The organism is Cupriavidus sp. C3SS-1 (genome assembly GCF_057073755.1).
This window is the reverse complement of record NZ_CP172701.1, coordinates 57,497-79,359: the sequence shown is the minus strand read 5'-3', so window position 1 is coordinate 79,359 and position 21,863 is coordinate 57,497. Positions and strand designations below refer to the sequence as shown.

Genomic DNA, 21,863 nt, shown 5'->3' with positions numbered 1-21,863 from the left:
AGGAGAAGGGCAAATGAAATTCTTTACCAAACTAATCGCGGCCGCAGCCATCGTGCCGACCTATGTTGGGCCCGCACAGGCCCAAGCGCCGACCGCGACGCTAAACAGCATGGTCGCCGTGGAGGTCGTGTCGCCGAAGATCCGCAAAGTCGTGTTCGCCAACCCCCCTGTCAATCTGATTGTGCCCGAGACCGTGTCACAGTTGCATGAGGTGGTAAAGACCTTGAGCGAGGATCCCGCGGTTCAAGTCGTGATCTTCACCAGCAGCACGCCGCGCTTCTTCTACAACCACTTCGATCTGCGCCAGGCGGCGAAATTCCCCAACTTACCTGGGAACGATTCCACGCCTGCCTGGGTAGACCTTGTGGTTCGGTTGTCCAAGGCGCCCTTCATCAGCATTGGTGCTATCCGGGGCCGTACCCGGGGTGGGGGCAACGAACTGAGCCTGGCGATGGACCTGCGGTACGCGAGCAAGGAGCAAGCGTATTTCTCCCAGCCAGAGGTTGGCACCGGCATCCTGCCCGGCGGCGGTGGGTCGGAGCGGCTGCCGCGCTTGATCGGCCGCGACCGTGCCCTGGAGGCCATCCTAAGCGCCCAGGACTACGACGCCGACACGGCCGAACGCTACGGCTGGGTCACGCGCGCTGTTCCTGATGCCGACCTGGATCGCTTTGTCGAGGCAGTCGCGTCGCGTCTGGCTTCTTTCGACAAGGAGGCTCTCGTTGCGGCTAAGGCCCAGGTCAATCGGGCAACTCTGCCGCCGGATGCAGACCTGCACGCCGCCTACGGCGAGTACAGCCGCTCCCTTGCGTGGCAGGGCTTCCTCGCTCGCAGGCCAAAACTCGGGAAGGTCGTGGCCGAGAAGGGGATTGATTTCGAGTTGCAACTCGGCGACTACCTGGGCAAGCTCGGACAGTAGCCGTCAGGCGCACTGAATGACTTACATGAGGGGACGGGAGGATGGCGCCAGCCTAATCGGCGGCCGTTTTCCCGCATGTAAGGCGTGCACAAGGACCCGTTTCCCGCTCAGTGTGCGTCCGCGGTGCTTATGAGAGCGCCGGACGTAGGGGCGTTCATCTATGGACGCGATGCTTTTGCTTGCCTTAGCAAGGGCATCGGCGACGACGTCGTGAACTGGGCGCAGCGAAGCCCAGTGCTCCGTGATGGCCGCGAACCGCTGCTGGAAGCGTCTCCCCGGGGACGCGTTGTTTGCAAGGCGTTCGGCGCCGGGGCTTACGGCTATGCCTTTAGCAGCGCCGGCCTTGCCGAACCCAGCGAGACCGTAGCGAGCAACTCACCGGGGGGGGGCGCTATATCGGGCCAGTGCTTGGGGGCCGGGGTGCCGAGCCTGCGCGAGTAGTGCGCAGGCCTCGTGAATAGAGGAGCTGGCCGTCTATTGCCGAAGGGCAGTGCAACGAGGTCATTGGCCGACAGCTCGGCATCACGGTGGAAGCCTTCAACGTCCACCTGAAGTCGATCATAAGCAAGCTCGAGGAGCACGCACCGAGTATCGCGATAGCGCGAGGCGTGGCGTGAACACCCGCGCAATAGAGCACTGTGACCATAAGGTCAAAACCATCGACTGGCCTTTCGATCTGTCCAGTCCCATCAATAGGAGATGTCCATGTCCACCACCAACAAGACCGCGGTCGTCACCGGCGCCTCTTCAGGCATTGGCGCTGTCTATGCCGATCGCCTCGCCGCTCGCGGCTTCAACCTGATCCTCGTGGCGCGTCGCGCTGATCGACTCGCAGCCGTGTCGGAGCGGCTCTCCAAGGCGCACGGCGTCAACGTCCAGACGCTGGCGGCTGACCTCGAGAAAGACGCCGATCTCGCAGAGGTCGAAGCTATCCTGGCGCGGGATCAGAGCATCCGCCTGCTCGTCAACAACGCCGGCGTGTCGAAGGTGCGCCCGCTCGCCGCAACGGCGGTCAGCGATTCGCTGTCCCAGATCTCGTTGAACGTCGTAGCCTTGACGCGCCTGACCCATGCGGCGCTGCCACCATTCCTTTCGCGGAACGAGGGCGCCATCATTAACATTGCTTCGATCCTTGCCATCCAGTACCTGCCTATCAGCGCAGTCTACAGCGGTACGAAGGCTTACGTGCTGGCCTTCACCCGCGGGCTTCAGAATGAGATCGCGACGACCGGCGTGAGGGTGCAACTTGTCCTCCCAGGCGTGACTGCAACGGAAATCTGGACCGAGGGCGTGTCGGGCGTACCACTGGCAACCATTGACAAGGACAAGGTGATGACTGCCGAAGACATGGTTGAGGCGGCCTTGGCCGGGTTCGACAAGGGTGAGCCGGTCACCTGGCCATCGGTGGCGGATGAAAGCTTGTGGACCAAGTTCGATGCCGCTCGAGTCGAGCTCTTCGCGGCAACGCAGACGGGACGCCCTGCACCGCGTTATCTGAAAGCCTGAACGTCAAGGCGGAGCGTGCCCCTTCGCGCAAGGGTCGAGGAGGACGTCGGGCGCTTCATCGAACGCGCCCGACTGCGCGACTGATCATGTGTTCGATCAGTTCGAGGTCGCCACATGCTGCAAGCGACCGTTCCTCGCTCATCTTAGCCTGGCCTCGAGATGCTCATAGAACATCGCGTGCACGTGGCCTTCTCCTCCTGTGGCGCAGGGTTTCTTTGCCTGTCGGACAGTGCGATACATCGACGGGTGCGTGCACTGCGCGAATGGAGTATCGAGGTTGAAGGTCAAGTTATCGTTCATACGGACTACACTGACAAGGTGTAGTGCCAGGAGGAAAGCAGCCAAGCCAACGTTGCGGCTTTTCACCAGATCTCGACATTCCGGAGCGGCAATGCAGTCCGAGCACGGCTTGCGTTACGTGTTGGGTTCCAAGGAGCTTGCACGCCTTGTTTGCGCCGCGGGGCGCGGACCTTGCTCGCTACTCCGTGATCCCTTCTATTGGCCGTGGCGAGCTAGCTGGCTCATCGTCTGCCTCTTTTTGAGTGTGGCGACTGCGGCCATGGCAGCATCGGGCGACCAGTCGGAGGCGGCAGGGGATGCAAATGTCTGTAGCTCGATCTGGTTCCCGCGAGGAATGCGACTGCAGATGGAAGCCGATGGCGAAATGCCCATGTCACGCCGATCCACGCAAATGGCTCCCTTGCCCACAGCTTCAGGGTGCCAGGCCGACCTGGAAATCCAATCCAAGACGGCACTGGCGGCGCTGATGGGCCCACCTGTCATCACGGAGCAGAGGCAGCGCTTACTCTTACGGCCATCTGATGATGCGGCGCCGCCGGGTATAATTGGCAGCGGCACGGTCAACGCCTGGGCGCGTTACATACGCCTGTATGGCACGACTACCGTTGATGGGCTTGGCCTGCTGGACTATCAATACCGCGGTTTGCCGCTGCGAGAGGGCGACGTCATTAGTGGGGCCACAGTCGAATCGAGTGTTTCCTTCACTATTTATGCCCGTGACTCGGGCGTTGAAGTCGGCAAGCTGGTTGCCCCACATGCGACGGTCACGGTAGCCTCGCGCCGAGTGGGCAAACGCCAGGTCATTCAGACCGCGCTAGGCCCTTCGGAATGCGTGCCGATCCACTACACGCGCGTGGCTTCGATCGGTCCGATGATCATCGCGGGCGAGCAAGTCTTGTCGGAGCCTTCGCACATGGAAGTCACCGACTGGTTCTGCCCGGTGACTGGTGCGGTGATGCGTCAGGACATCACTGAGGGCAATAAGATGCAGCGTATCGACACGACGGCTGCAGATCCGCTCGAGCAAACCTCACAGGCTTCGCCTTAGCCGCTGCACCGGATTTGGTGCGTGTATCGACCCGACGCCTTTTGCAGGCTTCTTGCCGGTGATGTCGAAACGGCTTGCAGGCATGTATCCGGCTTGCCTAGTGAGCCGCACTGACACCGCCAGCAGAAAACGACCTAGTACCTCCGCACAGAGGTTATGACGGTTTGTCAGAGGTAGGTACTGGGTAGGCTTTGGCCAATTTTTCCCGTGCCTTTTCGGTAGAGAACATCCAGTTGATGCGAGCGCCGCTGGCGTTTCGCAGTTGCTCCCAAGCCGCGACCTCGGTGATCAGCCGGTCGCGGCAGTCGATGCGGCGATCTAGGCACTGACTTCGCAGCACGCCGATTTCGATCTCGACCATGTTGAGCCAACTGGCGTGCTTGGGGGTGTAGTGGAATTCGATTCGCTGCAGGATGCGGCGTGCCTCCGCTGGTGGCAGGGATTGGTAGAGTGCAGCCGGCGTATGGGTCGACAGATTGTCCAGCACGATCCGGATGCGCGGTGCATGGGGGTAGTGGATATCGACCAGATCGCGCATGCACTGGGCGAAGTCATCTGCCGTTCTCCGTTCTGTGACTTTCACCTTGCGCCAGCTACGGTGTGCATCGAGGAAGACGAACAGATTGGCGGTGCCGTTGCGCTTGTATTCGCAGTCGTAGCGCAAGGGCTTACCCGGCTCGGCCGGAATCGGTTGGCGTACTTCGCCGATGAGCTGGGTCGGGCTTTCATCGAAGCACACCACCGGGTGCTGCGGATCTGGGGTTTCGGCATACAGGTCGAGCACGTCTTCCATGCGTGTGCAACGTATTCCGCGTCGATCTTGGGAATGCACCACATGTCCTTGCGCCAGGGCTTCAGATCGTTCTCGGCCAGGCGCCGGCGTACCGTCTCGCGCGATAGCTCTTCGTGCTCGGTTAGTTTGACGAACGTGTCGGCGAGCAATTCCAGCGTCCAGCGTGCACGTCCCGCTGGCGGGTTGGTGCAGGCGGTGGCGATCAACAGGGCCTCTTCCTTGCCGCTGAGCTTGCGCTGGGCCCCAGGCCGAGCCTGTTCGTTCAGCGCCGCGTCCAGACCCATCTCCACGAAGCGACGCTTGGTGCGGTACACCGTGGATTCGCCAACCGCCACGGTGGCGGCAATGCTCGCATCATCCTTGCCAGCGTGCGCTGCAAGCAGGATCTGGGCTCGCTTGAGCTTGCGTGCCGCGTGCTTGCCGCCGCTTAGCATGGCAGCAAGCACCTCACACTCGGATTGGTCGAGTTCGATTCGATAGCGTAGATTCATCCGGATGGCTTCCTTCGGGGGAGCCTCCTTCGACTACCGGGGTTCCGAATGAATCAGAAATCGCTTCCATTGTCTGGCGAGCGCTCAGCCTGCCAGAGCTTCACCGACAAGCAAGGTCAGTATCTCGCCTTCATCTGGGCCTACAGCTTGATAAACGGCCGCTCTCCGGCCGAGCGCGACATGCAGCGATTTTTCGCCGTCACGGCTCCTTCCGTCCACCAAATGGTGCTCAACCTCGAACGCAATGGATTAATCCGCCGGCAAGCAGGCATCGCTCGCAGCATCGAACTGCTCGTTGACCACAACTGCTTGCCTGTCCTACAACCCAGCCAAACTGTCAAAACCTCCGTGCAGCGGTACTAGATCGGGGATCGATGGATCCTCCGATTGGCGGCCCAAATCACCGCAAGGGAAGGCTTAGCCGATCCCGCCAGTTGCGCAGTTCGGCTGCGCGGAAGGACTGTAATTTCCCGCACAGTGCCAGGAGCAGATCCGATTGCGGGGTGTCAAGCAGGGTGGCGGCCTCCGACAACCGTAGCCCGCTCACTTTGATGCGGTCGGTGATGTCTTTCACGATGTTCGCTTTCAGCGGGATTTCTTCGGCGTCTGCGAAGCCAAGCTGCGCATAGACATTATTCTTTCCATACTCGAAGCAAAACATGTGAACTCCTTTCATTCGCTAGGCAACAACCCCTTTCTGCATCGTGCGTGATGGTGGCTGAGGGCGCGATTATTCAGTGAAGCGCATGTCAATACAATCTCGGGGAAACACTGAGAGGGGACCCGCGGGTCCCTTGACCGCGCTCGCCGCTTTTGCTGTGAACGGCTGCCCACGACCGGCCGATGAGAGCGTGGATCACTGCCTAGTGGAAGGGGTGGCCGCGAAGGGGAGGGGTCAGGCTCCTCCGCCTGCCGGTCGGTATCCAGGGTAACCGGCCGGCCCGATAATTTCACGTTCGCGAAACTGCAGAATGCCTGCAAGGCTTAAGCGAAAAGGTGGCGACGGTGGCTAGTTCTCGCTGGTCCACCCGATCCGATGGCGCTCCTGCGTGGCCTCATGCCGCGCATCCTCCTCGCTATGCAGGTAACCGCTTGTCGTCGACAGCGAGCTGTGTCCGAAGTTGTCGCGCACAAAGCGCAGGTCGACCTGCTGGTCGGTCATGTGCGAGCCAGCGGTGTGGCGCAGCCAGTGCGCCGCGGCCATGCCAAACACCTCTCGGCCTGGCTCAGTTCTTGGGGGCATTCGTGACCCAGAGGAGCACATGAGTATCGCGAGCAGGTTGCGCATTACCGTCCTTCGAAGGCCGCGAGCAAGTCGTCAGGGAGCGGGGCATCGAAGTCGTCCGCCGCCGTGCGGATCTTGCCCTTCAGCCCACCAAGGCGCCGCGGGCTCTTGGGCTTGTCGAGCGGCACGATCCGGGCCATGGGCTGGCCTGAGGCGGGAGTCAGGAGTGCAATCCAGCCAGATTCATAGACATAAGCGCAGTTATGTCTAAAGTATGACAACAAACATTAGCTATTTATCGTATTACGTAGTAATATACCTCACATCATTCACTTTTTTTCCCCGATGCCGGCCGCCGACCTGGACCTGACCGACGCCACGCTGCAGGCCGCCATGGCCAACGACATTGCCGAGCTGCGCGGGCGCTTTCCCGAAACCCGCGCGCTGTACCGCGAGGTCTGCGGGCTGCTGTTCTTCCGCTACGGCGTCACGCCCACCGCCAACAAGCTCTACAGCCTGGTGCGCAAGGGCAGCATGGGCACGCCCGCGGAGGTGCTGCAGGCGTTCTGGCAGGAGTTGCGCGGGCGCACGCGCGTGACCATCGACCATCCGGATCTGCCGGACGCGCTCAAGTCGATCGCCGCCGAGGCGGTCCAGACCATCTGGCAGTCGGCCAACGAGGCCGCGTCCGCCGAGCTGGCCACGCTGCGCGCGGAGGCGCGTCACGCCGCGAGCGAAGCGGAAGCCGAGCGCGATGCGGCGCGCGCGGAGACGGCCACCGCGCGCGAGGACGCCGCGGCGATCGCGGCCCAGCTAGTGGAGGCCCGGCAGGCGCACGACACCGTGCAGGCGGACCTGGCCGCCGAGCGGCAGGCGCACGCCGCGACGCAGGCCCGGCTCGAGGCGGGGCGCACGGAGCTGGAGGCGGGCCGGCGCCAGCTGGACGCCTTGCGCACCCAATTCTCGACGGAGCTGGAGCGGGCGCGCGAGGCGGTGACCCTCGCGCAGGAACGCGCCGAAGCCAGCGAGCGGCGCAGCTTGCGCGAACTCGACCAGGAGCGCACCGCGCGCCAGAAGAGCGAGCGCACGGCCGAAGACCTGCGCACGGAACTGGCGACGGCACGCAGCGAGGCGCGCGATGCCGCGGTGGCGCAGGCGGAGGGGCGCGCCAAGCTCGAAGCGCAGGCCGCGGCGCTGGCCGAGCGACTCGCGGTCACCGAGCAGGCGCAGCGCAAGACAGCGGGTGACCTGGAGGCGGTCCAGGCGGAACTCGCCGCGGCGCAACGCCGGGCCGAGCGGGCCGAAGCCGAAGCGGCGCTCGCGCGCCAGTTGCTGGCCACCCTGCGCGTCGAGCCGCGCGAACGGGACGGCGGTGGTGGAAGGCGGCGCAAGGGCGGCAGTTCGGCGGCGACCGCGCCGGAAGCGCAGGGCGACGGTCAGGGGGAAGCGCAGCAGGATGCGCGGGCCGGAGAACAGGGCGACGAGCCGGCGGCGGCGCTACCCAACCATCAGGGCGAAGGCAACGACAGTAGTGACGGTAGCGATGACAGCCAAGACTGAGCAGGGAACGCGATCCGCTGAAGCGAACGACACGCAAGAGACAAGGTCTCACCGTCCATGGAAGCAGGAAGCGTCTGCACCGGCAGTGTCTTCCATGAAGGAGAACGAATTGACCCAGAAGCAAGTGGTGGAACCCGTGGTCGCGAGCCCTGCGACGGACGGACTTGGTCAGATGGAGCTTCCCATCGCTGAGGCGATGCGCGACGCGGATCCCATCATGGGGGAAGCCAGGGATGCAGGCGTCGGTAGTGGTGGTGGCGGCAGCGCTGACACGCAGGCCCGACGCATGGACTTCTGGTCCACCAGCCGGGATAGCGGCCCGACGGCGACCGTGTCCTATCGGCGCCGGCGGCCTTACACCGCCCCGGACGCTTCAACGGAAGACGTGGCCCCGGACGCATCGAGGGAAGCCACCGCCTCGGAGGCGTTGACGGAATCGGACGCGCCGGCAGCGCCCATGACAGCCATGCCCTCGGCAGCGACCCCGGAAGCCGTGGCCGAAGCGCCGGTTGAAGGCCTGGCCACGGACGAACCGATGGAAGCTGCCGCCCAGGACGAACGGACCGAAACGGCCGCCCCGGTCGCACCGCGTGACGCCTCAGCACTGGAAGCCGCGCCGGAAGCGATGCAGGCCCCGAAGCGCGGTCGGAAGCCGAAAGCGCTCACCGAAACGGCCGCGCCGGAAGCAGCGCCGGAAGAGACGCAGGCCCCGAAGCGCGGTCGGAAGCCGAAAGCGCTCACCGAAACTGCCGCTGCGGAAGCTGCGCCGGAAGAGACGCGGGCCCCGAAGCGCGGTCGGAAGCCGAAAGCGCTCACCGAAACTGCCGCTGCGGAAGCTGCGCCGGAAGAGACGCGGGCCCCGAAGCGTGGTCGGAAGCCGAAAGCGCTTACCGAAACCACCGCTCCGGAAGCTGCGCCGGAAGAGAGGCGGACCCCGAAGCGCGGTCGGAAGCCGAAAATCCTGGCTGAAGTTGCCGCTCCGGAAGTCACGACGCAAGAGACCCCAACCCGGAAGCGCGGGCCGAAGCAGAGAGCACGGCCTGGCGTGGAGGCTGCCCCCGAAGCGCCGACTCAGAAGACGGGAACCCGGAAGCCGCGACAGGGGCAACAAGCGCCTACTGCAACCCAAGGCCCGTCCAAATCCTCACTGCTCGCTCAACTGGCATCGGTCAATGCGCAACTTGAGCGGTTGCGAGCCACGGAAGTGCCAAAGGTAGTGGAGAAGATTCAGCAGTGGATGCAGGAGTACGACCTCAGCATGGAGGACATTGCGGGCAAGCCCAGTGTTGAGCCCGCTGCCCGCGCTGTTCCGACCAAGACGAAGGCCGCGCCGCGTCCGAGGTACCGCAACCCCAAGACGGGCCAGACCTGGTCGGGACGCGGTCGGGCTCCCGCGTGGCTTGGCAAGAAGCGCGAGCGTTTCCTAATCGATTGAACGACAGGTTGGCGGGCGCGGCCGGTCCGCCCCAATTCTGAGCAAACTCGGCAGGCCCGAAGTTCGGCGGCCACTGCGCAGGAAGCCCAAGGGGACGAGCCGGGCAACGAGCAGGGGGGCGGCGGCGCTGCCTGGCAATCAGGACGAAGGCAACGACGGCGGTGATGGCAGCGACGGCAGTGATGACATCCAAGACTGAGCGGGCGGACGCGATCCGCTGGATCCAGGCGCAGATGGACGACTACGGGCTCACCTTGGAAGACCTCGACGCGGCGGGGTGCTTCGCGCCGCCGCCTCCACCGCCCGCACCACCGGCGCCGGTGGTCTGCTACCGCAATGCGGAAGGGCTGACTTGGGACGGGCAGGGTGAGATGCCGTCGTGGCTCAAGCGGGCCGTCAATGCGGGGCAGAGCGTCGAGTTTTTCCGGGTGGGATAGGCCGCCGCCTCGAATCCTTCATCCAGGGCCCGACCGGCGTTTTGCCGTCAGACACCCAAGGTAGGAGCCCGGTGCCCGAATCGGGCACGCCGGGATCTGTGTGGGGGGCTCAGTAAAGGGCATTCCTACCGCGATTCGAGCTATTCTCGCATCATTAATCAGAGGGCGCCTTAACTTCGTGAAGCAGAGCGTTGACGTCGTAGAGTCTGATCGCCAACGCGATCTCTGCTCGCGCACAACCCGCACAACCTACGGCAAGTCCGGATTGGGTGCTCAATAATCAGCTCGGGCCTTACGTTGAACGAGCTGGAAATCGGACTTAAAATTTGGCTGTCAACGGCGACAACTGTTCAGTGTCGTATCGTGCTCGTAGTTCGCCAATGGCTTCCGCGTCAGTGTGTCCTCCATGCGCGGCCAGTTCGGCAAGTTTCCTGAAGTAGTGCTCATGTCCGGGTGGCGAGACGGTCATGAGCACGCGGGCGGGCTGGGCGCTGACGTTGGTGATGTTGTGCGGTACCCCCGGTGGAACAAATAGGTAGGTTCCGCGCGTGGCTCGAACCACCCGATCGCCGAGCCACCATTCGCACTCGCCTTCCAGCACGTAGAAGGTCTCTTCCTGCACCCGATGAACATGAAGGCCAGTGGCAAAACCTGGCGGGATTGTCCAATCGAACATGCTAGTGTGCCTGGTGTCTTTTCCCGTTACGAGGAAGACCATCGGATGACTGCCCAGCGTGACTCCCTCATTTTCAGCGGGCATGCGAATGACTGGCTTGGCGCTCATGTGATCCTCCATATTCGCAGCTTCTTCCCTGAAGCATGTCCCTATAGTTGCCCGGAAGTCGTGAAGCCGTTCCGAAATACTTGCGAAACTTTTGCAAACGGTATTTTCTTTAGCCATGGCGAAGATCCTGGAGTTTGGTCCGTTTCACCTCGACACTAATGCAGGAGTATTGCTCCATGCCACCGAGCCGACGCCGCTCGGCGGGCGGGCGGTTGCGCTGCTTGCTTTGCTCACGACACGGGCTGGCGCGCTAATCTCCAAGGAAGCCTTGATAGAGGCAGCCTGGCCCGGTCTGGTGGTCGAGGATAGCAACCTGACCGTCCAGATTGCCGCTGTGCGGCGAGTCTTCGAGGACCTGGCGGGGGGCGGCCATTGGATAGAAACCTTGCCACGTCGGGGCTATCGCTATGTCGGACCGGCAGTCACGGCGACCGATCAGTTTCAAACAACTGCGGTGTTGGCCGCACCGCCCCTGACATTACCTGACAAGCCGTCGATTGCAGTTCTGCCGTTCTCGAACCTGAGCGGTGACACCGATCAAGACTACCTCATCGACGGAATTGTCGATGACATCATCACCGGCTTGTCGCGCATCAACTGGTTATTTGTCATCGCGCGAAACTCCACCTTCACCTACAAAGGTCGAATGGTGGACGTGAAGCAGGTGGGCCGCGACCTAGGCGTGCGATACGTGCTAGAAGGCAGCGTTCGCAAGGCACCCGAGCGCGTCCGCATCACCGCGCAACTGATCGACGCTTCCAGCGGAGCAAATGTGTGGGCGGAGCGCTATGATCATAAGTACGCCGACATTTTTTCTCTTCAGTATGAAATCGCACATTCCGTTGTAGGCGCTATTGCGCCGAGCCTGCGACGCGCCGAAATCAAGAGAGTCAGTCGCAAACGCCCTGAAAGCCTCGATGCCTACGACCTTGTCCTGCGAACCCAGCCTGACGTCGATTCGGGCATGCCGGAGCAGGTGACAAGAGCACTGGCGCTTCTTGAGCGCGCTATCGCACTCGAGCCATCGTATGCTCTTGCGCACGGTAATGCCGCGATGTGTCACCATTGCTTATTCCTTCGCGCCGGCCTGCAGGAGGCTAATCGTGCCGCTTCGATCCGGCACGCCCGCTTGGCTATCATCCATGGACGAGACGACGCGCTTGCCCTAACCTGGGCCGGGTTTTCTATCGGCATGGACGGGCACGACCACGCCGCCGCCTTCACGGCGCTGGAAGCTGCGCTTGCCATCAGTCCATCGTCTGCACTGACGTACATTCTGGGCAGCGTAATTTTCGGTTGGGGCGGGGAAGCCGAGCGCGCGATAGAGTGGAGCGAGCGGGGCTTGCGTCTCAGCCCCTTCGATTCCTGGGCCTGGGCGGCGTTTGACGCGCAGGCATTGGGTCATTTCCACCGGGGCCGCTATGAAGATGCCGCTCGTGCGGCTTACCGGTCCGTTCAAGCCAACCCCGCGCATAGCATCACCTATGTGCAATTGGCAGCGGCACTTGCCAAACTTGGGCGAATCACGGAGGCTAGGCTGGCCGCGGCGAGAGTCCTGGAACTTCACCCGACGTTTCATTATGACCGCCAATTCGCCGGCGTTAACTGTGCTGCTGCGCTTGCAGCATCCCTTGGCGATGCACTTCGCGCCGCCGGGTTGCCACAATAGCAGTTGAGCCTGCACCGACTCTTGCACTGACCAGACCACTCCAACGCCCGCATCAGGGCCGCGCGTTTGGGAAAATGCAATGAAGCCGTTTCTTTGCACCGCTTACCGGCTACTGGCCAGCTAGGTGCGGTATGCGCGCCCACTCGGGCGCTCAGGTTTCACGCCGATAGCCCGCCACCAGCTGCTCCATGGCCCGGAACGCCGTGACGCGGTCGTCGGGGTAATCGTACTTTTCGTGCAAAATCTGGCGGTTTCCCCGAAAGCCTTTATCCACAACGCTCTCCGGCAACCCCACACCTGTTGGCCGCTACGAATGAGAGGAGGGCGTAACATATCCGCCCGCGATTCGGATCGCTTGGGGGCAAGGGATGCCAGACCTTGCTCTTCTTCGCCCTCTTTTCCATCGTCTCGGTCCGTGAGCGCCGCGCGTTCTGGTCGTCACGGCCGAGCAGGACACTTGCCATTGCCATCGTCGCAGATGCCGCTCTTGGCCTGTTCATCGGCATTCATGGCTTGGCGGAACTGCGACCGCTACCGCTTGCGATCAGTCTTGTGACATTCACCTATGCAGGACTTCTCGTCCTCGGCCCGAACGACCTCTTGAAGACACTCCTTACCCGGAAATGGGGTAGCGGCGGACCGTGATTCTTGCACTATGGGCCGAGCCCTTGTCTCTCTCAGTTCCGGACACACACCGGGCACGGGTTCACCGCGCCGCGGTCGTTCAGCGCGTGCGAGACGGTCAGCAAGGAGACGACTGCTGCCCGCGCCACGTCGTGGATGTTGATGCGGCGTGGTTCGCCGGCACGGCTGGGGGGCGGGGCGAGGGCGTTGGGATCGGATCGGACATGCCCATTTCAGGAAGCAGCGCCGGAGGATACAACAGCCTCGTACAACAGATTCGGGTCGCGCCGCCTGCGTTATCCCTGCAACTCGGGTGTCGCGAGCCATTCGCGTCCTTTCAGCATGCCCTGCCAGTAGAGCGGCGGCAGAATTCGCTCCTTGAGCCACCACGCAAGCCGCGAAGGCCGCGTGCCATCGATGAGCCAGCCCGGAAAGCTCGGCGCGACCTTGCCGCCGTAGGTGAACTCGGCCAGGACGATCTTGCCGCGCTCCACTGTCAGGGGGCAGGAGCCGTAACCGTCGTAGCGGGCTTCTCCCGTGGCCTCGCCGCGGGTGGCCAGCACGTTATGCGCGACGACCGGCGCCTGCTTGCGCGCCGCGGCGGCCGTCTTGGCATTGGGCATGTTGCCCGCGTCGCCCAACCCGAAGACATTGTCGAAGCGTTTGTGGCGCAGCGTTGCCGGATCGACCTCGAGCCAGCCGGCGGCATCGGCCAGCGGGCTGACGCGGATGAAATCGGGGGCCTTCTGGGGCGGCACAACATGGAGCATGTCGAACTCGCGCTCGACCAGTTCCGGCTCGCCGCCAGCGGCGGCCCGCCGGAACGTTGCCCGGCGTGCGGCGCCGTCTACTTTCACCAGCGTCTCGCCGAAATTCAGGGCGATGCCATAGCGCTCAACGTACTGCATCAGCGCCGGCACGTAGTCCGCCACGCCGAACAGCACATTACCCGCGTTGCAGAAGTCGATGTCGACGCGATCGAGCATGCCGGCGCGGCGCCAGGCATCGGCAGACAGGTACATGGCCTTCTGGGGCGCTCCTGCGCACTTGATCGGCATGGGCGGCTGCGTGAAAAGCGCCTTGCCGCCGCCCTTGCGGGTCAGCTCGCGCACAAGGTGCCAGGTGTACGGTGCGAGGTCGTAGCGGTAATTGGAGGTCACGCCGTTGCGGCCCAGCGTTTCGGGCAGCCCTTCGATTGCGTCCCAATCCAGCTTGAGCCCTGGGCACACCACCAGTTGTTCGTACTTCACCACGCGGCACCCGTCGAGGATGACCGCATTGCGCTCGGGCTCAAAGGCTGCGACGGCCGCCTTGATCCACGCCACGCCGCGCGGCAGCACAGAAGCCATGGTGCGCGCGGTATGGGCCGGCTCGAAGACGCCGCCTCCCACCAGCGTCCAGCCGGGTTGGTAGTAGTGGATGTCGGCCGGGTCGACGATGGCGATGTCCAGTCCCGGCTTGCGTGCCAGCAAGCTCGACGCCACAGCGATTCCCGCGGCGCCCCCGCCAATGATGACGACGGCGTGGCTGGCATCGGCAACGTCCACGGGCGTGCGGCCGCCATTGGCAATTCGCCGGATGACGCCCTTGAGGTCGTAGCCAGCGGTGGCGGCCCGCTCGATGATGTCCGGCAGCGGCCTGCGCGCGGACTGCGACAGCGCCCACAGCGTGGCCGAGCGCGTGCCGGTGCGGCAATAGGCCAGTACGGGCTTCGGCAGGCTGTCCAGCAACTGGCCGAACGCCTGCGCCTGTTCGTCGCTGACTTTGCCCGATTCCACCGGCAGGTAATGCACCTGCAGGCCGAGCGCGGAAGCCTTGCGCTCGATTTCCTGGAAGCCCGGCTGGTCGGGGCCTTCGCCATCCGGGCGGTTGCAGATCAGCGAGCGAAAGCCGATGGCGGCCAAGGTGTGCACATCGTCGGGAACAATCTGCTGGCTGACTGAAAGATCGTTGGTGAGGGCGCGGGGTTGCATGGTCTGTCTCTTCCTTGGGGGCGGGTGGCTCAGAGCGAGTTGAGGGGAATCTTCAGATAGCGCATGCCGTTGTCCTCGGGCGGCGGCAGTTCACCCGCACGCATGTTCACCTGGACCGAAGGCAGGATCAGCGTCGGCATCGACAGCGTGGCGTCGCGCGCCTGGCGCATGGCGACGAATTCCTCTTCGCTGATGCCGTTGCGCACATGGATGTTGCGCTCGCGCTCGTCCGCGACCGTGGTCATGTATTGCAGCTCCCGGCCGCCCGGCTGGTAGTCGTGGCACATGTACAGGCGGGTGTCCTGTGGCAGGCTCAGCACCTTGTTGATGGAGCGGTAGAGGGTGCGCGCGTCGCCGCCTGGGAAGTCGCAACGGGCGGTGCCGTAATCCGGCATGAACAGGGTGTCGCCAACGAACGCGGCGGTATCGTTGCCGTCGCTGACCACATAGGTCATGCAGGCCGGCGTATGCCCCGGGGTGTGCATGGCGCGCGCCTGCAGTCCCCCGATGCGGAAGCTGTCGCCATCCTGCAGCAGACGGTCGAACTGATGCCCGTCGCGCGCGAAGTCGGCGCCACTGTTGAACAACTTGCCGAATACCTGCTGCACGGTGGTGATATGGCTGCCGATGGCGGTCTGGCCGCCGAGCCTGCGCTTGAGGTAGGGCGCGGCCGACAGGTGGTCCGCATGCACATGGGTCTCCAGGATCCACTGCACGGTCGCGCCAAGCGACTGCACGCGCTCGACCAGGCGGTCCGCGCTGGTGGTGCGCGTGCAGCCGGATTTCGGATCGTAGTCGAGCACGGTATCGATCAACGCGCATTGCAGGCTTGCGCGGTCCAGTACGAGGTAGCTGAGCGTCGAGGTATCGGGATCGTAGAAGGCTTCGATCTCCATGTGCGATGGGCTTGGCTTGGTCGGTGTCATGAGTGGTCTATCCGATGTCAGGAGAGAATTGCTGCTAACTACTCAAGACTCGTGCCAAGGCTGGTTTGTTTTTTTAAGTTATTGATTTTTAAATGATTTATTCGCGCAACGGGCAATTTCGCCTGCCGCCGGGTGAAGTGTGGCGCTGCCACTTGGCAGTGATGGCAGGATTTGACAGAATGGCGCGTCCCCCGAAGCCGCCCCACGCAAGCCCCTCCCCACGCCCCTCATGGATCGCCAAGCCACTCTCCAGGCTCTCCTGTCCTACCTGGAGCAGGAAAGCCAGCCGATGATCGTCCTCGATACGGACTACCGCATCCTGGCCGCCAACACTGCCTACCGCCGACAGTACGGTGCCGTCGAGCGCCCCTACCTCGGTCAGCACTGCTACCGGATTTCGCATGGCTATGACGTACCGTGCGACCAGGCCGGGGAACATTGCCCGATGCGCAAGGCGTTCGAGACGCGGGGTCCGGACCGCGTTCTGCACATCCACCACACGCCGCGCGGTCCGGAACATGTGAACGTCGAACTGCGCCCGATCCTTGACGAGGACCAGCAGGTCGTTGCCTATGTCGAGCGCCTGAGCACGGTGCGCAGTGCATCGGCCCGTCCGAGCGCGGAGGGGCTGGTCGGCCGCTCGGAGGCGTTCAACACCGCGCTGGAGGCCGTGCAGCGCGTAGCGCCTTCTTCGCTGCCGGTCCTCCTGCTCGGCGAATCCGGCACCGGCAAGGAAATGTTCGCGCGTGCGGTGCACGAGGCCAGCAGCCGCGCCAGCGGGCCGTTCGTCGTGGTGGACTGCTCCGGCCTTACCGAGTCCCTGTTCGAGAGCGAGCTCTTCGGTTACGAGAAGGGCGCATTCACGGGGGCGATCACGCGCAAGCCGGGCCTGGTCGAAACCGCCGATGGCGGCACGCTGTTCCTTGACGAAATGGGCGATGTGCCACTGTCGATGCAAGTCAAGCTGCTGCGGCTGATCGAGTCCGGCACCTACCGCCGCGTGGGGAGCGTGGAAACGCGGCGGGCAGACTTCCGGCTGGTCGCGGCCACGCACAAGCCGCTGGAGCAGATGGTCAGCCAGGGGCTGTTCCGGCAGGACCTGTATTTCCGGATTGCCGCGTTCCCCATCCATCTGCCGGCGCTGCGCGAGCGGCCCGACGACATTCCGCTGCTAGCCGAGTCGATCCTGCAGCGCGGGGGCGGGCCCAGGGACCAACTCCACCTGAGCGCGGACGCGCTGGCACGGATGCGCGCGTACCACTGGCCGGGAAATATCCGCGAGCTGCGCAACGTGCTCGATCGCGCTCGCCTGTACGCCGATGACGGCGTCATCCGTGCCAAGGATCTCCCGCCAGGACTGGGGGAAGCGGGCATGGCGCCGGCCGCGCATCGCCGCATGGCAGACGCCCGGGAGACCGACGACGAGGCGCTGCGCAAGCAGGTCCGCCAGTTCCGGGGCACACGGCGTGAACTTGCCCGCACCCTTGGCATGAGCGAGCGCACGCTCTACCGCCGGCTACGGGAACTGGGCATCGGCTGATCCGCCCGAGCCGGTCGCACCGTCGTTTTCCTGCCAGATCACTGCCATTCACTGCCGCCGCTGGCAGCGGTGACATCTGCCTGACAGTCGAGGCAGCCGGGCACCTGCGTCCGCTGCGCGGGGCAACTCTTTGTTTTGCTTGCCCTTTTTGTCAACGCGTCGGCGTGGCACGGAACTTGTTTATGTGTCGTCATGAACGCTTCCGATCAAAACCTGCTGCGTCACCTGGGCTGGGTCCTGGCCATCAAGCTACTGCTGCTGCTGGGGCTCTGGCTGGCCTTCATCGCCGGACAGCGCGTACCGGTCGACGCCGCCTCTGCCTCCGCGCACCTGCGCGCCGCACCCACGGTGTCCAGCATCCCTCGCCTGCAAGGAGCCCGTCCGTGATCCCGGAACAACTGGTGGACCTTTCCCGGCTGCAGTTCGCCGCCACCGCTCTCTATCACTTCCTATTTGTCCCGCTCACCCTCGGCATGGTCTGGCTGCTGGTCATCATGGAGACGGTCTATGTCATGACGGGTAACGTGGTCTGGAAGGACATGACCCGCTTCTGGGGCAAGCTGTTCGGCATCAACTTCGCGCTGGGCGTGACTACCGGCATCACGCTCGAATTCCAGTTCGGCACGAACTGGGCGTACTACTCGCACTACGTGGGCGACATCTTCGGCGCGCCGCTGGCCATCGAAGGACTGATGGCATTCTTTCTCGAATCCACGTTCATCGGCCTGTTCTTCTTCGGCTGGGAGCGCCTTTCGCGCGTGCAGCACCTGGTCGTGACCGCCCTGATGGCGCTTGGCACCAACTTGTCGGCGCTGTGGATCCTGATCGCCAATGGGTGGATGCAGAACCCGGTGGGCGCCGAGTTCAACTGGCAGACGATGCGCATGGAGATGACCGACTTCTGGGCCATCGTCTTCAATCCCGATGCGCAGGCCAAGTTCGTGCACACGGTCTCGGCCGGCTATGTCACCGGAGCGATGTTCGTGCTGTCGGTGTCGGCCTGGTACCTGCTGCGCGGGCGCGACGTGGAGTTCGCCAAGCGCAGCTTCCGCGTGGCGGCGGCCTTCGGGCTCGCCAGTGTCTGCTCGGTCATCGTGCTCGGCGACGAAAGCGGCTACACGGTCGGCGAGGCGCAGCAGACCAAGATGGCGGCGATCGAGGCAATGTGGGAGACGGAGCCCGCGCCGGCAGCGTTCAACCTCGTGGCCGGCATCAACGAGAGCGCGCAGCGCAACGACTGGGCGGTGCAGATCCCCTGGGTCATGGGCCTGATCGGCACCCGGTCGGTCTCCCGGGAGATTCCAGGCATCCACGAGATCCAGATGCGCAACCGCGAGCGGATCCTCAATGGCGTCCAGGCGGTCACCGCGCTCGAGACGCTGCGCAGCCACCGTGACGATGCGCACGCGCTGGCGACGCTCAAGCAGCACCAGGCCGACCTTGGCTTCGGTCTCCTGCTCAAACGCTATACGAGCGATGTGCGCCAGGCTACGCCGGCCATGATCGATCGCGCCGTGCGCGACACCATTCCTCGCGTCACACCGATGTTCTGGGCGTTCCGTGCCATGGTGGGCCTGGGTTTCGCGATGCTGGCACTGTTCGCCCTGTCGTTCTGGACCACGCTGAAGGGACGGTTCCGCTCGCGCCTGTGGCTGCTGCGCTGGGCAATCTGGATGCTGCCCGCGCCATGGCTGGCCTGCGAGCTGGGCTGGTTCGTCGCCGAGTACGGCCGCCAGCCGTGGACCATCTACGGCGTCCTGCCCACGCACCTCAGCGTTTCCACGTTGAGCGTCACCAGTCTGTATGGGTCGCTGGCCGGATTCGTCGGCTTCTACACCGTCCTGCTGATCGTCGAGGTCTACCTGATGGTCAAGTTCGCGCGGCAGGGGCCCGGCAGTCTCGGTACCGGGCGCTACCAGAACGAGCCGGTCCACGCCCACGCCCACGCGCACGCATAAGGAGATTCGCATGTTTGACTACACGACCCTGAAGCTGGTCTGGTGGCTTCTGGTGGGGGTCCTGCTTGTCGGCTTTGCCATCATGGACGGGCACGACATGGGCGTCGGCACGTTGTTGCCCTTCATCGGCCGCAGCGACGAAGAGCGACGCGTCGTCATCAACACGGTCGGCCCGCACTGGGACGGCAACCAGGTTTGGTTCATCACTGGTGGAGGAGCCATCTTCGCGGCCTGGCCGCTGGTCTATGCCACTGCGTTCAGCGGCTTCTACTGGGCCATGCTCGCCGTGCTCTGGGCCTTGTTCTTCCGCCCGGTCGGCTTCGACTACCGGAGCAAGATCCACGACCCGCGCTGGCGCCGCACCTGGGACTGGGGCCTGTTCATCGGAGGGGCCGTGCCGCCGCTGATCTTCGGCGTGGCGTTCGGGAATCTGCTGCAGGGCGTGCCATTCCATTTCGACGCCTACATGGTGTCCACTTACACGGGCAGCTTCTGGGCGCTGCTCAATCCCTTTGCCCTGCTTGCCGGCGTGGTCAGCAGCGCCATGGTCACCATGCATGGCGCCGCGTATCTTGCCCACCGGACGCAGGGGGCGCTGCAGCAGCGCGCGGTCCGCGCCACCGCTTGGGCAGCGCTGGCCATGTGCGTGGCCTTCGTTGCCGCGGGACTGTGGGTCGGCAAGCTGGACGGATACCGAATCGCCTCGGCGATCGAATCGGCCGCCGTCGCGGACCCGACTGCCAAGGCGGTGGTACGCGAGGCCGGTGCCTGGCTGGCCAACTACGCACGCGTGCCCGCGCTGTGGATGCTGCCGGTGCTGGCCGTGGCGGGCGCGCTGGCCGGAGTCTGGCTTCAGCGGCTGGGGCGCACGCTTGCCGCGTTCGTTGCGACGAGCCTGAGCATGACAGGCGTGATCGGCACGGCGGGCGCGAGCATGTTCCCGTTCATCATGCCATCGAGCAGCATGCCGGCCCACAGCCTGACGGTCTGGGACAGCGTTTCCAGCCAGCTGACGCTGACGATCATGCTGTGTGCGACCGTCGTGTTCATGCCCCTCGTGATTGGCTACACATCCTGGGCTTACCGCGTGATGCGCGGCAAGGTGACGGTCGAATACGTCAAGGCCAACGAGCACAGCGCCTACTGATATCAAAGGAGTCTGCGAATGTGGTACTTCAGCTGGGTTCTTGGCGTGGGCTTTGCCGTCCTGCTTGCCGTGATGAACGCCATGTGGGGCGAGAACGAGGAGGCGCGCCGCGCCAGCCGGGAGGAAGACATATGAGTCGGCCGGCGAAGCTGCAACGGCCCGGCATGCACTGGCCGGCCTTGATGGCAGGCGTCGTCATCATGCTTGTCGTCAGTGTTGATCCCCGCTTTCTGATCTCGGCCAATCCTGGCCGCACGCATGTTGCCGCGGCCTTGCTGTGCTGGGCGATGAGCGCGGCACTGGTTCGCGGTGTCGGCTTTGTTCCAGTGCACGCCGTGGCGCGCCGGCTGCTCTCAGGCGGGGCGAGCGCGATGGCGCTGGCCGCTTGCCTCGCGGTGCGATTCGCGTAGCCACCTGATCTTGAGCGAATGAACAGATGGAAAACATTGTTGCCACCAGCGCGGCACTGGGCGCCGTCGTCGGCCTCATCCTCGCGCTCACAGGCGCGGGCGGCGCCATTCTTGCCGTGCCGCTGTTGCTTTTTGTCCTGCACCTGAGCGTGGCGGAGGCGGCACCGGTCGCCTTGCTCGCGGTAGGCCTGTCGGCTGCCGTCGGCGCTTTGCTTGGACTACGTGCCGGCGTCGTGCGCTACCGCGCCGCGCTGCTAATGGCGGTGTCGGGCACGTTGCTCTCGCCCGTTGGCCTGTGGTTTGCCCATCGCCTGCCCAACGGTCCGCTGACGCTGCTCTTTGCCGCCGTGCTGGCGTTCGTGGCATGGCGGATGTTCAGGCAGGCAGCCGGGAACAGGGTGCTGCAGGCAGCCGAAGCCGCTCAATCTACGCAGCCTTGCCGGCTCGACAACCAAACGGGACGCTTTGTCTGGACTGCCTTGTGCACACGTGCCCTCGCGCTGTCGGGCGCAAGCGCAGGCTTTCTATCGGGGCTGCTTGGCGTTGGCGGCGGCTTTGTCATCGTTCCCGCCTTGAAGAAGGCCACCAATGCGCCGCTGCATACCATTGTCGCGACATCCCTGGCGGTCATCACGCTGGTGTCGGCTTCCGGCGTCATCACGACCGCTATTGCCGGACGCATGGACTGGCGGGTCGGCGTGCCGTTCGCCGCCGGTGCGATGCTGGCGATGCTGGGTGGCCGACTGCTCGCGAGCAGGCTGAGCGGCGCAAGGCTGCAGCAAGGTTTTGCCGTGGTCGCAGGCCTGATCGCTATCGGCATGGTGGCGAAGGTGGTCATGGCAAGCTGATGCGAACAAACAAGCCGCCCGGGGAGGGTGGGACGCTATTGGCAGAGGAAGTGGTCAATGTCTCCGCCTATTTCACGTAGCAGCCGAGGCCAGACCTCGGGACGCCGGTGAAGGACCGGCCGACGGGGGCAAGCCGAATGAGGCGCGCTGGGCTTGCGTTCCGCCGTATATTCACAGGGGCGCGGCGATGCGGTCTCGGTGGCCAAACGGACGGCCTTGAGCGGGTATCGCTGGAATCCGCGGGCATGTGCGTGCCCTGCATACCTCCGG

At 64.1% G+C, this 21,863-nt stretch carries 24 protein-coding genes and 1 pseudogene; 16 read left to right on the top strand and 9 right to left on the bottom strand.

Features of this window, described 5'->3' with window-relative positions; all coding sequences use genetic code 11:
- Positions 1–13 precede the first annotated feature (13 nt).
- The 3 genes from ACIGJC_RS28895 (at position 14) to ACIGJC_RS28885 (ending at position 3,773) form a co-directional block, all read left to right on the top strand.
- Positions 14–919, top strand: a complete 906-nt coding sequence (locus ACIGJC_RS28895) for an enoyl-CoA hydratase/isomerase family protein (RefSeq protein WP_483714949.1) — start codon at positions 14–16, stop codon at positions 917–919.
- A gap of 699 nt (positions 920–1,618) precedes the next feature.
- Positions 1,619–2,425, top strand: coding sequence for an SDR family NAD(P)-dependent oxidoreductase (locus tag ACIGJC_RS28890; RefSeq protein ID WP_483714947.1), 807 nt, complete (start codon positions 1,619–1,621; stop codon positions 2,423–2,425).
- A 646-nt stretch (positions 2,426–3,071) separates the two neighbouring features.
- Positions 3,072–3,773 carry a hypothetical protein gene (locus ACIGJC_RS28885; protein ID WP_483714946.1) on the top strand — a complete coding sequence of 234 codons (702 nt, stop codon included), beginning with the start codon at positions 3,072–3,074 and terminating at the stop codon, positions 3,771–3,773.
- Positions 3,774–3,927: 154 nt separating this feature from the next.
- On the opposite strand, the gene ACIGJC_RS28880 is transcribed toward ACIGJC_RS28885, so the two are convergent.
- A protein-coding gene (locus ACIGJC_RS28880) for an IS630 family transposase (protein WP_483714945.1) occupies positions 3,928–5,057 on the bottom strand; the annotation gives its coding sequence in 2 pieces (ribosomal slippage) (positions 3,928–4,572 and positions 4,575–5,057; 1,128 coding nt in all).
- A gap of 48 nt (positions 5,058–5,105) precedes the next feature.
- Here ACIGJC_RS28880 and ACIGJC_RS28875 point away from each other — a divergent pair.
- The gene (locus ACIGJC_RS28875) at positions 5,106–5,420 is read left to right on the top strand and encodes a LexA family protein (RefSeq protein ID WP_435386010.1); all 315 of its coding nucleotides are present in this window, start codon (positions 5,106–5,108) and stop codon (positions 5,418–5,420) included.
- A gap of 37 nt (positions 5,421–5,457) precedes the next feature.
- Here ACIGJC_RS28875 and ACIGJC_RS28870 read toward each other — a convergent pair whose 3' ends face one another.
- From ACIGJC_RS28870 to ACIGJC_RS28860, 3 genes and pseudogenes are all read right to left on the bottom strand, one after another.
- Positions 5,458–5,718, bottom strand: coding sequence for an XRE family transcriptional regulator (locus tag ACIGJC_RS28870; RefSeq protein ID WP_483714944.1), 261 nt, complete (start codon positions 5,716–5,718; stop codon positions 5,458–5,460).
- Positions 5,719–6,066: 348 nt separating this feature from the next.
- A pseudogene (locus ACIGJC_RS28865) lies at positions 6,067–6,261 on the bottom strand (tyrosine-type recombinase/integrase); the annotation flags it as partial.
- 83 nt (positions 6,262–6,344) lie between these two features.
- The gene (locus tag ACIGJC_RS28860; RefSeq protein WP_483714943.1) at positions 6,345–6,566 is read right to left on the bottom strand and encodes a type II toxin-antitoxin system Phd/YefM family antitoxin; all 222 of its coding nucleotides are present in this window, start codon (positions 6,564–6,566) and stop codon (positions 6,345–6,347) included.
- 61 nt (positions 6,567–6,627) lie between these two features.
- On the opposite strand from ACIGJC_RS28860, the gene ACIGJC_RS28855 reads away from it, so the two are divergent.
- The 3 genes from ACIGJC_RS28855 (at position 6,628) to ACIGJC_RS28845 (ending at position 9,714) form a co-directional block, all read left to right on the top strand.
- Positions 6,628–7,842, top strand: a complete 1,215-nt coding sequence (locus ACIGJC_RS28855) for a DNA-binding protein (protein ID WP_483714942.1) — start codon at positions 6,628–6,630, stop codon at positions 7,840–7,842.
- Positions 7,843–7,936: 94 nt separating this feature from the next.
- Positions 7,937–9,277, top strand: a complete 1,341-nt coding sequence (locus ACIGJC_RS28850) for an H-NS histone family protein (RefSeq protein WP_483714941.1) — start codon at positions 7,937–7,939, stop codon at positions 9,275–9,277.
- A gap of 182 nt (positions 9,278–9,459) precedes the next feature.
- Positions 9,460–9,714, top strand: a complete 255-nt coding sequence (locus tag ACIGJC_RS28845) for an H-NS histone family protein (protein ID WP_483714939.1) — start codon at positions 9,460–9,462, stop codon at positions 9,712–9,714.
- A gap of 319 nt (positions 9,715–10,033) precedes the next feature.
- On the opposite strand, the gene ACIGJC_RS28840 is transcribed toward ACIGJC_RS28845, so the two are convergent.
- Positions 10,034–10,498 (bottom strand): cupin domain-containing protein, encoded by a 465-nt coding sequence (locus ACIGJC_RS28840; protein ID WP_483715186.1) that lies wholly within the window; start codon positions 10,496–10,498, stop codon positions 10,034–10,036.
- Between the two features lie 115 nt (positions 10,499–10,613).
- On the opposite strand from ACIGJC_RS28840, the gene ACIGJC_RS28835 reads away from it, so the two are divergent.
- Positions 10,614–12,167, top strand: a complete 1,554-nt coding sequence (locus ACIGJC_RS28835) for a winged helix-turn-helix domain-containing protein (RefSeq protein ID WP_483714938.1) — start codon at positions 10,614–10,616, stop codon at positions 12,165–12,167.
- 151 nt (positions 12,168–12,318) lie between these two features.
- Here the strand turns inward: ACIGJC_RS28835 and ACIGJC_RS28830 are convergent, their stop codons facing one another.
- Positions 12,319–12,441, bottom strand: a complete 123-nt coding sequence (locus tag ACIGJC_RS28830; RefSeq protein WP_483714937.1) for a hypothetical protein — start codon at positions 12,439–12,441, stop codon at positions 12,319–12,321.
- A gap of 104 nt (positions 12,442–12,545) precedes the next feature.
- On the opposite strand from ACIGJC_RS28830, the gene ACIGJC_RS28825 reads away from it, so the two are divergent.
- Complete coding sequence (locus tag ACIGJC_RS28825) at positions 12,546–12,812, top strand: hypothetical protein (protein ID WP_483714936.1); 267 nt, start codon at positions 12,546–12,548, stop codon at positions 12,810–12,812.
- 32 nt (positions 12,813–12,844) lie between these two features.
- On the opposite strand, the gene ACIGJC_RS28820 is transcribed toward ACIGJC_RS28825, so the two are convergent.
- The 3 genes from ACIGJC_RS28820 to ACIGJC_RS28810 all read right to left on the bottom strand — a co-directional run bounded on the left by ACIGJC_RS28820 (position 12,845) and on the right by ACIGJC_RS28810 (position 15,690).
- Positions 12,845–12,940, bottom strand: a complete 96-nt coding sequence (locus ACIGJC_RS28820) for a hypothetical protein (protein ID WP_483714935.1) — start codon at positions 12,938–12,940, stop codon at positions 12,845–12,847.
- A gap of 147 nt (positions 12,941–13,087) precedes the next feature.
- The gene (locus tag ACIGJC_RS28815) at positions 13,088–14,764 is read right to left on the bottom strand and encodes a bifunctional protein tyrosine phosphatase family protein/NAD(P)/FAD-dependent oxidoreductase (RefSeq protein WP_483714933.1); all 1,677 of its coding nucleotides are present in this window, start codon (positions 14,762–14,764) and stop codon (positions 13,088–13,090) included.
- A gap of 29 nt (positions 14,765–14,793) precedes the next feature.
- Positions 14,794–15,690 carry an MBL fold metallo-hydrolase gene (locus ACIGJC_RS28810; RefSeq protein ID WP_483714931.1) on the bottom strand — a complete coding sequence of 299 codons (897 nt, stop codon included), beginning with the start codon at positions 15,688–15,690 and terminating at the stop codon, positions 14,794–14,796.
- 229 nt (positions 15,691–15,919) lie between these two features.
- Between ACIGJC_RS28810 and fisR the strand changes: the two genes are divergently transcribed.
- From fisR to ACIGJC_RS28775, 7 genes are all read left to right on the top strand, one after another.
- Entirely contained in the window at positions 15,920–17,230 is a 1,311-nt protein-coding gene (gene fisR / locus ACIGJC_RS28805) for a sigma 54-dependent transcription regulator FisR (RefSeq protein ID WP_483714929.1), read from the top strand.
- A gap of 192 nt (positions 17,231–17,422) precedes the next feature.
- Entirely contained in the window at positions 17,423–17,617 is a 195-nt protein-coding gene (gene cydP, locus ACIGJC_RS28800) for a cytochrome oxidase putative small subunit CydP (protein ID WP_483714927.1), read from the top strand.
- The gene (locus tag ACIGJC_RS28795; protein WP_483714925.1) at positions 17,614–19,188 is read left to right on the top strand and encodes a cytochrome ubiquinol oxidase subunit I; all 1,575 of its coding nucleotides are present in this window, start codon (positions 17,614–17,616) and stop codon (positions 19,186–19,188) included. Before cydP ends, ACIGJC_RS28795 begins: the two co-directional genes overlap by 4 nt.
- 10 nt (positions 19,189–19,198) lie before the next feature.
- A complete protein-coding gene (gene cydB / locus ACIGJC_RS28790) occupies positions 19,199–20,335 on the top strand; it encodes a cytochrome d ubiquinol oxidase subunit II (protein ID WP_483714923.1) in 1,137 nt (378 codons plus the stop codon).
- A gap of 18 nt (positions 20,336–20,353) precedes the next feature.
- The gene (gene cydX / locus ACIGJC_RS28785) at positions 20,354–20,470 is read left to right on the top strand and encodes a cytochrome bd-I oxidase subunit CydX (RefSeq protein WP_029047162.1); all 117 of its coding nucleotides are present in this window, start codon (positions 20,354–20,356) and stop codon (positions 20,468–20,470) included.
- Entirely contained in the window at positions 20,467–20,745 is a 279-nt protein-coding gene (locus tag ACIGJC_RS28780) for a cyd operon YbgE family protein (protein ID WP_483714921.1), read from the top strand. Before cydX ends, ACIGJC_RS28780 begins: the two co-directional genes overlap by 4 nt.
- Before the next feature lie 26 nt (positions 20,746–20,771).
- On the top strand, positions 20,772–21,593 hold the full coding sequence (locus ACIGJC_RS28775) for a sulfite exporter TauE/SafE family protein (protein WP_483714920.1): 822 nt from the start codon (positions 20,772–20,774) through the stop codon (positions 21,591–21,593).
- Positions 21,594–21,863 lie beyond the last annotated feature (270 nt).